This is a genomic window from Aeromonas sp. S5(2024) (genome assembly GCF_041403025.1).
Lineage (GTDB): Bacteria > Pseudomonadota > Gammaproteobacteria > Enterobacterales > Aeromonadaceae > Aeromonas > Aeromonas hydrophila.
Window position 1 is genome coordinate 751,025 of the sequence record NZ_JBGLRI010000001.1, and the last position, 14,296, is coordinate 765,320.

Genomic DNA, 14,296 nt, shown 5'->3' on the forward strand with positions numbered 1-14,296 from the left:
GGTGATGGGCACCGCTTGGTGTAATCCTGCGCTTTGGCTAGAATAGCCCGTCATTTCCCTTATTAACGGCTATTCATGCAACAAGAAACCTCACAAGACAGCTGGCCTGTCTTCAAGCGTCTGCTCGGCTATGTCCGTGACCGCAAGCTTGGCCTGATCGGCGGCATCATCGGCATGCTGGGCTACGCCGCCGTGGATACCACCTTCGTCTATTCCATCAAGCCGCTGATCGACCAGGGGATCAACGGCAACGATCCGACCGTGCTCAAGTGGATGCCTTTCTTCGTACTGGGCATCGTGGCCCTGCGCGGCGTCGCCAACTTCCTCTCCAACTACTGTATGGCCTGGGTCGGCAACCACGTGGTGATGCGCCTGCAGCAGCAGGTGTTCAATCACATGGTGGCGATGCCGATGAGCTTCTTCGACCGCCAAAACACCGGTCACCTGCTCTCCAAGGTGACCTATGACGCCAGCCAAGTCTCCTCGGCTGCCAGTACTACATTGGTTACCCTGGTGCGGGAAGGGGCGACCGTGATCGGCCTGCTCGGCCTGATGTTCTGGCACTCCTGGCAGCTGTCGGTGATCTTTCTGGTAGTGGGGCCCGTGGTGGGCATCATCATCGGCCTTATCAGCCGCCGTTTCCGTCAGATCAGCCGCCACATCCAGCAGGCGGTGGGTGACATCACCACCTCCACCGAGCAGATGCTCAAGGGGCACAAAGAGGTGCTGATGTTCGGTGGCCAGAAGGTGGAGGAGAAGCGCTTCTTCAAGGTCAGCAACAACATGCGCCAACAGACCATGAAGATGGTCGCCGCCGATGCCATCGGCAGCCCGGTGGTGCAGATGGTTGCCTCCATCGCGCTGGCGGCCTTTCTCTATGTGGCCACCATCGACAGCGTGCGCAGCGAGCTGACTGCCGGTACCTTCACCGTCATGATCACCTCCATGATGATGCTGCTCAAGCCGCTGAAAAGCCTGACCGACGTCAACAATCAGTTCCAGCGCGCCATCACCGCCTGCCACAGCCTGTTCGGCCTGCTCGACACCGAGCCGGAGCAGGATACCGGCACCCGTACCCTGGAGCGCGCCCGCGGCGAGATCGAGTTTCGCAACGTCACCTTCACCTACCCGACCAAGGACACCCCGGCGCTGCACAACGTCAGCTTCAAGGTGGAGGCGGGCAAATCGGTGGCGCTGGTGGGGCGTTCCGGCTCCGGCAAGAGCACCATCGCCAGCCTGTTGACCCGCTTCTACGACATCGAACAGGGGGAGATCCTGCTGGACGGTGTCAATATCCGTGATTACCGCCTGAGCGAGCTGCGCAAGCAGTACGCGCTGGTCTCCCAGCATGTCCACCTGTTCAACGACACGGTGGCGAGCAACATCGCCTACGCCGCGGAAGAGAAATACAGCCTCGACGAGATCAAGCAGGCGGCCCGCATCGCCCACGCCGACGAGTTCGTCAGCAAGATGAGCAACGGTTATGACACCGTGGTCGGCGAGAACGGCGCGTCGCTCTCCGGTGGTCAGCGTCAGCGTATCGCCATCGCCCGCGCCCTGCTGCGCGATGCTCCCGTGCTGCTGCTGGATGAAGCTACCTCGGCGCTGGATACCGAGTCCGAGCGCCACATCCAGGCGGCCATCGACGAGCTGTGCAAGGCGCGCACCTCGCTGGTGATCGCTCACCGCCTCTCCACCATCGAGAAGGCGGACGAGATCCTGGTGATCGATGAGGGTCATATCGTCGAGCGCGGCAACCACGCGGCGCTGATGGCTCAGCAGGGCACCTATGCCCAGCTGCGCGCCATCCAGTTCGGCCATGCCACCGCAGGTGGCAACGCCTGATGCTGGAGCGGCTCTGGTATGCAAAGAGTGGCTGGCGCTGGTTGCTGGCCCCCTTTGCCCTGCTGTTCGCCGTCATCAGCGGCACCCGCCGCTACGCCTATCGCCACGGCTGGCGCAAGGGCTATCGTGCCTCTGTGCCGGTCATCGTCGTGGGCAATATCTCGGTGGGGGGCAACGGCAAGACCCCGGTAGTGGTCTGGCTGGTGGAGCAGTTGCAGGCCCGCGGCTATCGCCCCGGGGTGGTGAGCCGCGGCTATGGCGGCAAGGCGCCCCATTACCCGTACCGGCTCGACGCCGCCAGCACCACGGCGCAGGCGGGGGATGAACCGGTACTGATTGCCCGGCGCTGTGGCTGCCCGGTGGTGGTTGCCCCGAAACGGGCCGATGCGGTACGTCTGCTGGAGCAGAGCGGCGAAGTGGACATCATCATCACCGACGACGGCCTGCAGCACTATGCGCTGGCCCGCGACATCGAGCTGGTGGTGGTGGATGGCGCCCGCCGTTTCGGCAACGCCTGCCTGCTGCCCATGGGGCCGCTGCGCGAGCCGGTCACCCGGCTCAAGCGGGTGGACGCCATCATCTGCAACGGCGGCGAGCCAGGGCGGGGAGAGTACCCCATGCAATTGGTGGCCGACTCCCCCCGTCGGGTACGCGACGAGGCCCCGCTGGCCACGCCGCTGGCCGGTCCGGTCGACGCGCTGGCCGGAATTGGTCATCCGCCCCGTTTCTTCGCCACCCTCGAGGGGCTTGGCTACCAGCTGGATCAGCGGGTGGCCTACGGCGATCACCATCCCTTCGATCGGGACGAGCTGGTGGGCCGCTTTGCCGGCAAGCCGCTGCTGATGACCGAGAAGGATGCGGTCAAGTGCCGCTCCTTTGCCCTCGACAACTGGTGGTATCTGCCGGTCAGCGCCGAGTTGCCCGCCTCCCTGCTCGATACCCTGCTGCACAAGCTGGGGGCGAACGGGAAGGGGCAAGGCGCAACCAAGGCACAAGGTTAATCTCTCTCGCCCGCGTGGGGGAGAAGGGGCTTATCATGCCCCGCATGAAATATCTGGTTGCTCGACATCCATCGCCGGCGTGATGAAACCGCCGGCGCGACATCGTTGAAGGAGTATCGTTTTGGCTTTGGACATCAAGTTGCTCGACATCATTGCCTGCCCGGTCTGCAAGGGCAAGCTGCACTACAACAAGGCCGTGCATGAGCTGGTCTGCCGCTTCGACAAGCTGGCCTATCCGCTGGAGGAGGGGATCCCGGTGCTGCTGGAGAACCGCGCCCGTCCGCTCAGCAGCGACGAGCTGTCGTCATGAGCTTCGTCGTCGTCATTCCGGCCCGCTACGCCTCCACCCGGCTGCCGGGCAAGCCGCTGGCCGACATCCACGGCAAGCCCATGGTGCAGCACGTGGTGGAAAAGGCCCTGCAGTCGGGCGCCGATCGGGTGATCGTCGCCACCGATGACGAGCGGGTGCAGCAGGCGCTGGCCGCCTGCGCCGGGCAGGCCGGTTTCGAGGTGTGCATGACCTCGAAGGATCACCAGTCCGGCACCGAGCGGCTGGCCGAGGTGTGCCGTCACTACGGCTTTGCCGCCGACACCATAGTGGTCAACGTGCAGGGGGACGAGCCGCTCATTCCGCCGGTCATCATCCGCCAGGTGGCGGACAACCTGGCCGCCGCCACGGCGCCCATGGCGACCCTGTCGGTGCCGATCCAGAACGCCGAAGAGGTATTCAACCCGAACGCCGTCAAGGTGGTGACCGACCAGGAGGGCTATGCGCTCTACTTCAGTCGCGCCTCCATTCCGTGGGATCGGGATCGCTTTGCCGCGAATCGCGAACAGATTGGCGATCACTACCAGCGCCACATCGGCATCTACGCCTATCGCGCCGGCTTCATCCAGCGTTATGTGGACTGGGCGCCGAGCCTGCTCGAGCAAGTAGAGGCGCTGGAGCAGCTGCGGGTGCTCTGGTATGGGGAGAAGATCCACGTGGCCCAGGCGCTCGAGGCGCCGCCGGTCGGGGTGGATACCCAGGCCGATCTGGACAAGGTGCGCGCGCTGCTGGCGAACTGATGCCGGCAACAGCAAAAATGACTCTGAACGGTGCCTGCGGGCGCCGTTTTTTGTGTTTAATCTTTATATAATTATTTGATTCAAAACACCATTTATGAGCACTTTCAAACTTTTCCCGGCCATGGTTTGCCAAATCAGCGAGTTTGGTTATGATGCAAGACGCCGTGTTAACCCTAACTGGCATATAACGAGATAAAAAACGGGGTGTTTGGGTGATTAATGTATTCCTGGTCGATGATCATGAGTTGGTGCGTACAGGGATAAGACGCATTCTGGAAGATGTCCGCGGGATCAAGGTGGTGGGCGAGGCGCAGAGCGGGGAAACCGCAGTCACTTTCTGTCGTCAGCACCATCCCGACGTGATCCTGATGGACATGAACATGCCGGGCATCGGCGGCTTGGAGGCGACCCGCAAGATCCTGCGGATCCGGCCCGATGTGCGCATCATAGTGCTGACCATTCATTCAGAAAATCCGTTCCCGACCAAGGTGATGCAGGCGGGTGCCGCCGGCTATCTCACCAAGGGGGCCGCACCGGACGAGATGATCCACGCCATTCGCCTGGTCCACTCCGGTCAGCGTTACATCTCCCCGGAGATCGCCCAGCAGATGGCCCTGAGCCAGTTTGCCTCGGCCGACGAGAACCCCTTCAAGTCCCTCTCCGAGCGCGAGCTGCAGATCATGATGATGATCACCAAGGGGCAGAAGGTGACCGATATTTCCGAACAGCTCAACCTGAGCCCGAAGACGGTCAACAGCTACCGCTACCGGTTGTTCAGCAAGCTCAACATCAATGGCGATGTGGAGCTGACCCATCTGGCCATTCGCTATGGCATGCTGGATGCCGATACCCTGTAATGGGCGGCGTGTAGCCATCAAAGGCGGCCTGTGCCGCCTTTTTGCTTTTTGCCGGTCTGGCGCAGTATGCTCTGTGCCGTCTTCTGCTTTCATCCGTTGAGCCAGGTTGCCGATGAGCCTCTCTTTCGATCTTCCGTTTGCCGTGATCCCCCAGATCCAGCACCTCGATCCCCGTTGCCGGAGCCAGCATGACCTCGTCTGAACCTCTCTTCGACAGCAAGGCGTTTCTCAGTGCCGTCACCCACCAGAGCGGCGTCTACCGCATGTACGACAGCGGCGGCACCGTCATCTACGTGGGCAAGGCCAAGGATCTGAAAAAACGGCTCGCCTCCTACTTTCGGGCCAACGTCGACAGCATCAAGACTCGCACCCTGGTGCGCCAGATCGCCGACGTGCAGGTGACGGTCACCCACACCGAGACCGAAGCGCTGATCCTCGAGCACAACCTCATCAAGCAGTACCAGCCCCGCTACAACGTGCTGCTGCGCGACGACAAATCCTACCCCTGGATCATCATCACCGCGCACCAGCACCCGCGCATCGGCGTCCATCGCGGTGCCCGCAAGGTGAAGGGGGAGTACTTCGGCCCGTACCCCTCCGGCGGTGCGGTGCGCGAGAGCCTGCACCTGATGCAGAAGATCTTCCCGGTGCGCCAGTGCGAGGATGCGGTCTATGCCAACCGCAGCCGCCCCTGCCTGCTCTACCAGCTCAAGCGCTGCGCCGGTCCCTGCGTGGCCGGGCTGGTGAGCGAGGCCGAATATGCCCAGCAGGTGGAGCTGGCCAAGCTGTTTCTGGCGGGCAAGAACCAGCAGGTGATAGGGGAGCTGGTGGGCAAGATGGAGTCCGCCAGCGGCGATCTGCGCTTCGAGGAGGCGGCCCGCTACCGGGATCAGATCCAGGCGCTGCGCCGAGTGACCGAACAGCAGTCGGTGAGCGGCAACGTACTGGACGAGCTCGACGTGGTGGGGGTGGCCTTCGAGCAGGGGACCGCCTGCATCCACGTGCTCTTCATCCGCCAGGGCAAGGTGTTGGGTTCGCGCAGCTATTTCCCGAAAGTGCCGGCCGATACCCAGCTCGACGAGGTGGTGCAATCCTTCCTGCTGCAGTTCTATCTGTCGGGACAGGGGGGGCGGCAGATCCCGAGCGAGGTGCTGCTGGACGTGGCGCTCGAAGACGAGAACGTCATCGCCGAGACCCTGAGCCAGACCGCCGGTTACAAGGTGCGGGTGGTGAGCCGTACCCGCGCCGAGCGGGCCCGTTTCATCAAACTCGCCTCCATCAACGCCCAAACCGCGCTGCGCTCGCGGCTCGCCCACAAGAGCACCACCACCGCCCGCTACGACCAGCTGGAGGAGCTGCTGGAGCTGGAGCGCCCCATCGCCCGCATGGAGTGCTTCGATATCTCCCACACCATGGGGGAGCGCACCGTGGCCTCCTGCGTGGTGTTCAACCGGGAGGGACCGCTCTCATCGGAATATCGGCGCTTCAACATCGACGGCATCACAGGCGGCGATGACTATGCCGCCATGGAGCAGGCGCTGGAGCGGCGTTTTGGCAAGCAGCAGGAGCCGGACAAGGTGCCGGACGTGCTGTTTATCGATGGCGGTCTCGGTCAGCTACGCCGCGCCGAGGAGATCCTGGCCCGCCAGCTGGAGTTTCTGGGGGGCAAGTATCCGCTGCTGGTGGGCATCGCCAAGGGGGTGACCCGCAAGGCGGGGCTGGAGACCCTGATCCTGGGGGAGAGCCACGAAGAGCTGCATTTGCCGGCAGATATGCCCGCCTTGCACCTGATTCAGCACATTCGCGATGAATCCCACCGTTTTGCCATCACCGGCCACCGCGCCAGACGAGCGAAAGCCCGCACCACCAGTACCCTGGAGGACATTCCGGGGGTGGGGCCGAAACGGCGGCAGGCGCTGCTCAAGTACCTGGGCGGGCTGCAGGAGGTGAAAAAAGCCGGGGTCGAGGAGCTCGCTAAGGTGCCCGGCATCAGCCAGGAGCTGGCCCAGTCCATCCACGACGCCCTGCACTCGCTCTAGCCATTGGTAGCCGAGAAGGGGTGAATGCGCCTCCATGCTGCCCCTGTTTGCCCTGACGGCGAACAGGGGCTGTGGCCCAAAGTATCGGCAAGGGGCGAGTTGAGTCACATCATTCACTCTGGGTTCATTCACTTCGGGGATCCCGGCACACAAGAGCCGTGACGCAGGGGGCCCGTAAATGCCATAATGGCCCGCATCCTGAGGTTGTTGATGGATTCATAGACCAAGGCGGGCGCCTGTCCGGTTGCATCCGTGATCGGCTTGGGGCTACCATGTAGCGGCATACAAGAAGTGGCTGAAAATAATGACAAATATTCCTAATCTGCTGACGTTTTTTCGGATCTTGCTCATCCCCGTCTTCGTCATCCTGTTCTACCTTCCCTATCAGTGGTCCTATCTGGCGGCGGCCATCGTCTTCATCCTGGCGGCGGTGACCGACTGGTTTGACGGCTACCTTGCCCGCAAGCTGAATCAGTCCACTGCCTTCGGCGCTTTCCTCGATCCGGTGGCCGACAAGATCATGGTGGCGGCGGCGCTGGTGGTGATCGTCGAGCACTACAACACCATCTGGGTGACCATTCCCGCCATGACCATGATTGGCCGCGAGATCATCATCTCCGCCCTGCGCGAGTGGATGGCCGAGCTTGGCAAGCGCTCCTCGGTGGCGGTCAGCTGGATTGGCAAGTGGAAGACCATGATCCAGATGGTGTCGCTCACCGGTCTCATCTGGCAGTACGACATCTGGATGGTGTGGCTGGCCTATGTGCTGCTCTATGTGGCCACCGTGCTCACCTTCTGGTCCATGTTCCAGTACATGAAGGCCGCCTGGGGCGATCTGACCTACCACTCCCGCTTCTAGTCTGCGTTTGCACTAAGCACCGTTTCCCCGCACTTGGGGCAGGGAAACGGTCGTGAACGTTGAAAATGCAGGAAAAGGGCAAAAAACACCCGAACGATCAGGGTATTAAACATTTTTGGTTGACTGGGCGAGGAACATCGCTAGAATGCGTCCTCGTAGTCAGGCAGTCAGCCAGACCATTGCGGGAATAGCTCAGTTGGTAGAGCACGACCTTGCCAAGGTCGGGGTCGCGAGTTCGAGTCTCGTTTCCCGCTCCAAATTCAGACAATAGAGAGTTTCTCTCTTTTGCATGGCGCGTTAGCAAAGCGGTTATGCAGCGGATTGCAAATCCGTTTAGTCCGGTTCGACTCCGGAACGTGCCTCCATATTGACAAGCCCGCGGCGCGAGCTTGATACCGATTACGGTGCCCGAGTGGTGAAATCGGTAGACACAAGGGATTTAAAATCCCTCGACGTTCGCGTCGTGCCGGTTCGATTCCGGCCTCGGGCACCATTAAAATCAAAGACTTACTAAGGCCGCTAGCAATAGCGGCCTTTTTGTTTTTGGTGAAATGGCGACAGCGATTGTGTCGAGTCCATAGCGCCACAGTGTAGTGGTCAACTAAATTCGGACACTTGGTCAGGCGGAGCCTCGGCTTTTGCTGGCGGCATCCCGTCATTGTGTTGATATGGACGCCGCCAGTTGTAGTAATCCATCAGGTAATAACTGATACCTCGTTTCGCTTCCCGCAAAATCATATATCTCATAGCCGGGAGCCATTCTGACTTCTGGCTTCTGAAAAACCGTTCCATCGGGGCGCTATCCCAACAATGATCACGTCGACTCATGCTCTGGGTCATGCGGTAGCGCCACAGTCGTTGCCGAAATGCCCGGCTGCCATATTGGTTGCCCTGGTCGGAGTGAAACAGCATGCCTGATGGGCAACCCCGCTGCTGATAGGCCATCTCCAGTGCTTTGATGGCCAGCTCTACATTAGACTTATCAGACATCACCCAGCCCACGACCCGCCGGGTGTGCAGGTCAAGCACCGCTGCCAGGTAATGCCAACGACCACCTGCCCAGACGTAGGTGATATCGCCACACCACATATGATTGGGTTGTGGAACATCAGATTCTCGGGCCAGCAGATTGGGAATGTCCGGTCGTTCAGACCGTGCAACCTTTTAACGGTGTGCACCGGGGTATTTGGATGCCAGTGCGGCTTCTTTCATCAGGTTACGGACTTTGAATCGGTCAATCTGATACCCTAACGCCTGCTTCGGGGAGAGAATATCCCTAATCGAGCACCAGGGATGCGGTTTCGAGTTTGAATTGGGCAGTAAATGAGCGACCTAATATCGTCATTGAACACATCAGATCATGGTGGCGACGGTACTACCTAAAAGGGTGTCCGGGATGATTAGACCATTACACGGGCTCACTTTGTAAGGTTTATTTACGAAATAAAATGTAACGTTAGGTGAATGTGGGGTGGAAGGAAAAACTTACAAAAAAGACAAGAAAGTCTACGAAAGCAAATTGTAAGATTGCTTACATGAAAATAAATGACCGTATCAAAGAGACACGCAAGAGGCTCGGGTATAGCCAAGAAACTCTTGGCTCAAGAGTCGGTGTATCACGCGTATCCATTAGCCAATGGGAGCGAGGTGAGAACACACCTAATGGGCGCTATCTCAATGAGTTAGCAGTGGCTCTCGGGGTTACTGTTGACTGGCTTTTAACTGGGAGCGGGGATTTCCCTCAGCTACCTGCAGAACACCTAATTCTTGGTTATCACAACGTCGAACCGGCGGTGATATCACAGCGTAAGCGGATCCCTGTGATCAGCTATGTCCAGGCGGGGAACTGGCGTGAGATGTGCGAGCAGGCCACCACCTTCGATGGCAATGTTGAGTATGTGACAGCCAGTGTCGATATTGGGTCCTGTGGCTTTGGCCTCTGGCTACGTGGCGATTCCATGTTGCCGCAGTTCAAAGAAGGGGATTTGATCATCGTTGACCCCGACGAAGCGCCGCAACCTGGAGATTTCGTTGTGGTCAAGAACGGCAGCAACGAGGCAACTTTCAAAAAGTACCGCCCCCGTGGCATCGATGAGAACGGGCAAGAGGTATTTGAACTTGTCCCCCTCAACGATGATTACCCCACCATGTACTCCGACCGACAGTACATTCAGATCATCGGTGTGATGGTTGAGCAACGAATTTTTAGGAAACGATAGCTGAACATGTTTTTGATAGGCTTAATGCTGCTTTTACTATTCATAGGAATATGCAAATTCAGCGTTAATAATAATATACAACAATATATTTTTAGATTTACTGTAAAGGTGGGCTAATTGATTATCATCGTTGTCTCGATTTTAGTTTTTTTTATTTTGTGCATAAGTACAACTAGATGTCGTGGTTTGCTTATTTCAGTTGCTGTCCTGTACATAGCCTTAAGTGGACTTTATGTTGTAAGTGATATGTTTACTGGTGCAGGGTTTAATACTTCAGTAATGTATCACTTGTATACTGGGGTGCAAGGCGCTGGGTTCAGTGAGTATGTTAAAGAAATCTCATATGGCGCTGGATTTGTTTTTTGTGCAATCATATTTATACTTTCTCAGATTTTTATCAAAAAAAGTAAGAAAGGGTTGATGAAAGTTAGTCCATTCATATCATTTTCTCTTTCGTTTTTATTGTTTTTGATTTCTCCATGGGTAAACAATTATTACGAGCAAGCTAGGCTGTATGTATCTGGCGTGTTCGATAAACGAGACGTTGGTGATGAATATGTTGTAAATAAGTCAAAAATTAAAAACAAGAAAAATATAGTTCTGATTTACGCTGAAAGTCTTGAGAGAACATATTTAAGTGAGAGTGAATTTCCTGGGCTCATATCTAAGCTTGTTCCTATCATCAATGAAGGTATAGATTTTACTAATATTGATAATGATGGGGGCGGTTGGACTATTGCAGGCTTGGTAAATAGCCAGTGTGGATTGCCACTATCATTACCTGGTGGGCAAGGGAATAACATGGGGGCAATATCTCAGTTTATGCCTGATGCTTATTGTTTAGGTGACATTTTAAAGGATCATGGATATGAGCTTAAATTTATTGGTGGCGCAAAGTCTGATTTCGCTGGAAAAGGAACTTTTATAAAACAACATGGTTACACATCAGTTGATCGAGATTACTTTGAAAAAATAATCCCACCTGATAATATGAATTACTCTGACTGGGGTATTCATGATGACCATCTTCTTGATTATGCATATGAGTCATTTGTTGAGCTTAGTAAAAATAAGAAGCCGTTTGTTTTATCGCTGTTGACTCTAGATACGCACCATCCATGGGGGCATATTCCATCGAGATGCATTAATGATAAGCCGTATGGCGATGGAACAGTGAACATACTTAATGCAGTTCAATGTTCAGACAAGTTGTTGGCTGAATTCATCAGTAAGATTCAGTCTTCTGAGGCTTATAAAGATACAATAATCATATTGCAATCAGACCATTTGGCTATGAGTAATGATGCACTATCTATTCTGAATAAAGATCCTAGAAGTAGAAAGAATTTATTCGTTGTGCTTGGTGCTAACTTGGAAAAAAAGAAGGTTGATAGACCTGGCTTATTGATTGATGTGGGTGCAACTATACTTTCATTTCTTGGTAATAACGATGGGTTAGGTTTCGGCCGAAATCTACTTGAGGATTATTATAGCGGTATGGCCTACGCCAAATTTAATAAAGGTGATAAAGCTCTTTCGTCCTATTCTAACTTCTCAAAAAACACTTGGTCTTTCTCTACATTCTCGCATGGTGCGAAAATAAAAGACAACAAAGTGTTTCTAGCAGGGGATAAGTATTATTCACTCCCCGCATTATTTGTTTTGAAGGGTGAGGTTGATATAGATAATGTGTATTTTGATGAGTTTAACAAGCATTATTTATCTTTAAATAATGGTACATCATTTGTTATCGTTAACTCATGTAACGAGTTGGGGGTGAAAAGTGATGGGGGTTGTTTTGTCTTTGGTGAAAAAAACAAAGCAGTATCAATACAATTTTTTAAAAATACAGCATCAATAAAAGATGACTTTTTTGACAAACAAAAAATGACGTTGATAACGTCTCCGGTTTCCTTTGAAGGCATCTATTCGTTCAATTCGTCTAATGGGGTGTCTGTTGATTCAATCTATATTGACGGTGATTACAAAGCAATTGGTGCGGGTGTTAATATAATTAAAAGCAATTTTGATGGTAGCCATGAAATAAAAAATTACTCTAACTGCAATGACATCAAAAAAATTAGTTTAGAGAAAAAAATGTACAAAAGTGCATTTATATCCTTTCAATATGATACCTGTATGGGGACCCTTGGTGCAGTATTTCCATTGTCAGAGAAAATCAAAAAAAATCAATTTAAATCAGGCGAATACGTACTGCTTAAAGTAGATTCTGAAATGTTTAAAAATGATGTTTTAGATGTCATTCGAGCCCCAATTAAAGCTGGGGATGTAATGGCATTTGATAACAATGCTGAAGTAGTCGATTTAAATCGCCCTATTTTTTGAATATAAACATAGACCTGATATAAAATGGGTTACCTAAGTAATGACAGTCCGTAAACTCGATGACGGTAAATTCAAGCTATGGCTTGTCGAAGTCTACCCTCAAGGTTGTGATAGCCCCGCAAGAGAAAGCGCTTCGCCACCAAGGGGGAGGTATTGGCATGTGAGCGTTTGTGCTGGACCCGGATAAGGGTAAGCCTTGGCTGGAGGGGCTGGGGAAACCTAGTGATGGTCGGCATCTCTCCGAGCTGGCCGAACTCTGGTTTGGTCGCCATGGTCAGGGTTTGCGTGATGGTGAGGCTCGTAAGTCCAAGCTGCTGACAGCCTGCCAGTCCCTTGGTGACCCGCTGGCGGTTAACTTCACCACTCGTGATTTTGCCGCCTACCGTGAAGCTCGCCCTCGCCTCTCGGGCGATATCACTGACCGGCGCGCAGTCAACCAAGAGAAGCAGGGGGTCACCCCCAACACGGTGAACCGTGAACACGCTTACCTGCGTGCGGTGTTCAACGAGCTGAAAAGGCTAGGGGAGTGGCAGGGGGAAAATCACCTCGATGGGCTTCGGGCCTACAAGGTGGCAGAGGCCGAACTGGTCTTCCTCTACCCTGACGAACTCAAGCGCCTGCTGGCCGCCTGCGCCGAGAGCCCAAACCCCGACCTGCTGATGGTGGTGAAGCTGTGCCTCGCTACTGGCGCCCGCTGGTCTGAGGTGGAAGAGCTGACTCAGTCCCAGGTATCCCCCAATCGCATTACCTTCACCCGAACTAAGAGTAAGAAGAGTCGCAGTGTGCCCATCAGCCCCGAGCTCCATGCCCAGTTGCCCAGAAAGCGCGGCCGCCTGTTTGGTGACTGCTATCGGGCCTTCGAGATGGTGGTCGAACGGGCAGGGCTGGAGCTGCCCCCAGGGCAGAATACCCACGTTCTGCGTCACACCTTCGCCAGTCACTTTATGATGAACGGCGGCAACATCCTGGTTCTGCAGAAAATCCTCGGCCACTCCACCATCGCCATGACCATGCGATACGCACATTTTTCCCCTGATCATCTGGAAGATGCGGTGAGGTTGAACCCGCTGGCCGTCTGTGGTTTAAATTGAAGCCACCTCGGCCATCGGATGGGTTGAATGGATCAGCCAGTATCAGACATTGACCTGTGTGAAGTGCTGTCCGATCTCTTTGTCGATAATGAGGTCGATTTCGAGTTGATCGCTCAGGTGGCACGGGGCTTTCCCGTTGCCCACGTCGAGATGGTCTTGTTCGAATGGGTTGCGCCGGTTTGTTACACCAACACCCTGGCACCCGTGCCACCGATCTGGACCGGCTTTGAACGTGATTTACTTTGGGCGGAGGTCCAGCGCTTGCTGGCAAGAGAGGCCAAGGCCGGGTTTGCCAAGAAACTGTCCATCATGCTCAGGCAGTTTTATCTGAGGCTGCGGTTTGCCGAAGAGTGGCACAGGCTGTCGGTTCTGCTGGCTGAGAAGGGATGTAAGTGACAACTGCAAGTCGACTATTCAGGTGACCTTTTACCAACTTCAAACCCGTGGATATTCTTGCCTAAAAATCAAAGAGCCTGCTCGATGACAGGCCCTCTACCGTAGTATTTCTCTGATTGCTCTAGAGTTCCGAGATGATGGTCGACACTTCTTCGGCGCCATTCCTTATCTCTTGCATCACTTTCGCGACGTCGTCGATCTGCCTTTGTCCATGGATGGCGCCATCAGCCGCGGACTGGATCTGTTCGCTGACCTGATGGGTGAGCTGCTGGTTCTGGCTGACCACGCTCGCTATCTCGTTGGTGGATTGGGAGGTTCTTGCCGCCAGTTGACGTACTTCATCAGCGACGACGGCAAAGCCTCTGCCTTGTTCACCGGCTCGCGCGGCTTCGATGGCGGCGTTGAGTGCCAGCAGGTTGGTCTGATCTGCAATGCTGCTGATGGTGGAAACGATGGCGGTGATATTTTGGGATTGGGCATGCAGCTTGCTCATCAGCGTACTGGCATTTTCCATCTGGATGACGATGTTGTCCGAGGTGGAGACGACGGTGGTCAGCATGTCCTCACCCTTGATG

Annotated in this window: 11 protein-coding genes, 3 tRNA genes and 2 pseudogenes; 14 read left to right on the plus strand and 2 right to left on the minus strand. The window is 55.3% G+C overall.

Annotated elements, in window-relative coordinates; genetic code table 11:
• The first annotated feature begins 75 nt into the window (after positions 1-75).
• The 10 genes from msbA to ACB032_RS03470 all read left to right on the plus strand — a co-directional run bounded on the left by msbA (position 76) and on the right by ACB032_RS03470 (position 8,162).
• Positions 76-1,845: a lipid A ABC transporter ATP-binding protein/permease MsbA gene (gene msbA / locus ACB032_RS03425; protein ID WP_011706583.1), complete on the plus strand. Its 1,770-nt coding sequence runs from the start codon at positions 76-78 to the stop codon at positions 1,843-1,845.
• Positions 1,845-2,846, plus strand: a complete 1,002-nt coding sequence (gene lpxK / locus ACB032_RS03430) for a tetraacyldisaccharide 4'-kinase (protein ID WP_371137346.1) — start codon at positions 1,845-1,847, stop codon at positions 2,844-2,846. Before msbA ends, lpxK begins: the two co-directional genes overlap by 1 nt.
• Positions 2,847-2,967: 121 nt before the next feature.
• Positions 2,968-3,156, plus strand: coding sequence for a Trm112 family protein (locus tag ACB032_RS03435; RefSeq protein WP_011706581.1), 189 nt, complete (start codon positions 2,968-2,970; stop codon positions 3,154-3,156).
• Positions 3,153-3,914 (plus strand): 3-deoxy-manno-octulosonate cytidylyltransferase, encoded by a 762-nt coding sequence (gene kdsB, locus ACB032_RS03440; protein ID WP_371137347.1) that lies wholly within the window; start codon positions 3,153-3,155, stop codon positions 3,912-3,914. Before ACB032_RS03435 ends, kdsB begins: the two co-directional genes overlap by 4 nt.
• A 212-nt stretch (positions 3,915-4,126) precedes the next feature.
• A complete protein-coding gene (uvrY, locus tag ACB032_RS03445; protein WP_011706579.1) occupies positions 4,127-4,771 on the plus strand; it encodes a UvrY/SirA/GacA family response regulator transcription factor in 645 nt (214 codons plus the stop codon).
• 188 nt (positions 4,772-4,959) lie between these two features.
• A complete protein-coding gene (gene uvrC, locus ACB032_RS03450) occupies positions 4,960-6,810 on the plus strand; it encodes an excinuclease ABC subunit UvrC (protein ID WP_011706578.1) in 1,851 nt (616 codons plus the stop codon).
• 304 nt (positions 6,811-7,114) lie between these two features.
• A complete protein-coding gene (gene pgsA / locus ACB032_RS03455) occupies positions 7,115-7,669 on the plus strand; it encodes a CDP-diacylglycerol--glycerol-3-phosphate 3-phosphatidyltransferase (RefSeq protein ID WP_371137348.1) in 555 nt (184 codons plus the stop codon).
• A 181-nt stretch (positions 7,670-7,850) separates the two neighbouring features.
• Positions 7,851-7,926, plus strand: a tRNA-Gly gene (locus tag ACB032_RS03460).
• Positions 7,927-7,960: 34 nt separating this feature from the next.
• Positions 7,961-8,034, plus strand: a tRNA-Cys gene (locus tag ACB032_RS03465).
• Between the two features lie 41 nt (positions 8,035-8,075).
• Positions 8,076-8,162, plus strand: a tRNA-Leu gene (locus tag ACB032_RS03470).
• 104 nt (positions 8,163-8,266) lie between these two features.
• On the opposite strand, the pseudogene ACB032_RS03475 reads toward ACB032_RS03470, so the two are convergent.
• Positions 8,267-8,926 (minus strand): annotated as a pseudogene (locus tag ACB032_RS03475) (IS3 family transposase); the annotation flags it as partial.
• 278 nt (positions 8,927-9,204) lie between these two features.
• Between ACB032_RS03475 and ACB032_RS03480 the strand changes: the two are divergent.
• From ACB032_RS03480 to ACB032_RS03495, 4 genes and pseudogenes are all read left to right on the plus strand, one after another.
• Entirely contained in the window at positions 9,205-9,888 is a 684-nt protein-coding gene (locus tag ACB032_RS03480; protein ID WP_017411266.1) for a LexA family transcriptional regulator, read from the plus strand.
• Between the two features lie 117 nt (positions 9,889-10,005).
• Complete coding sequence (locus ACB032_RS03485) at positions 10,006-12,234, plus strand: sulfatase-like hydrolase/transferase (protein WP_371137349.1); 2,229 nt, start codon at positions 10,006-10,008, stop codon at positions 12,232-12,234.
• A 40-nt stretch (positions 12,235-12,274) separates the two neighbouring features.
• Positions 12,275-13,325 (plus strand): annotated as a pseudogene (locus tag ACB032_RS03490) (tyrosine-type recombinase/integrase).
• 27 nt (positions 13,326-13,352) lie between these two features.
• The gene (locus tag ACB032_RS03495) at positions 13,353-13,721 is read left to right on the plus strand and encodes a hypothetical protein (protein WP_371137350.1); all 369 of its coding nucleotides are present in this window, start codon (positions 13,353-13,355) and stop codon (positions 13,719-13,721) included.
• A gap of 121 nt (positions 13,722-13,842) precedes the next feature.
• Here ACB032_RS03495 and ACB032_RS03500 read toward each other — a convergent pair whose 3' ends face one another.
• Positions 13,843-14,280, minus strand: coding sequence for a methyl-accepting chemotaxis protein (locus ACB032_RS03500; protein WP_265331781.1), 438 nt, complete (start codon positions 14,278-14,280; stop codon positions 13,843-13,845).
• Between the last annotated feature and the right edge of the window lie 16 nt (positions 14,281-14,296).

Excerpts from the sequence above, each read along its gene's own strand:
- msbA (WP_011706583.1), top strand. The coding sequence starts at position 76 with ATGCAACAAGAAACCTCACAAGACAGCTGGCCTGTCTTCAAGCGTCTG.
- lpxK (WP_371137346.1), top strand. The coding sequence starts at position 1,845 with ATGCTGGAGCGGCTCTGGTATGCAAAGAGTGGCTGGCGCTGGTTGCTG.
- kdsB (WP_371137347.1), top strand. The coding sequence starts at position 3,153 with ATGAGCTTCGTCGTCGTCATTCCGGCCCGCTACGCCTCCACCCGGCTG.
- uvrC (WP_011706578.1), top strand. The coding sequence starts at position 4,960 with ATGACCTCGTCTGAACCTCTCTTCGACAGCAAGGCGTTTCTCAGTGCC.
- pgsA (WP_371137348.1), top strand. The coding sequence starts at position 7,115 with ATGACAAATATTCCTAATCTGCTGACGTTTTTTCGGATCTTGCTCATC.
- ACB032_RS03480 (WP_017411266.1), top strand. The coding sequence starts at position 9,205 with ATGAAAATAAATGACCGTATCAAAGAGACACGCAAGAGGCTCGGGTAT.
- ACB032_RS03495 (WP_371137350.1), top strand. The coding sequence starts at position 13,353 with ATGGATCAGCCAGTATCAGACATTGACCTGTGTGAAGTGCTGTCCGAT.
- ACB032_RS03500 (WP_265331781.1), bottom strand. The coding sequence starts at position 14,280 with ATGCTGACCACCGTCGTCTCCACCTCGGACAACATCGTCATCCAGATG.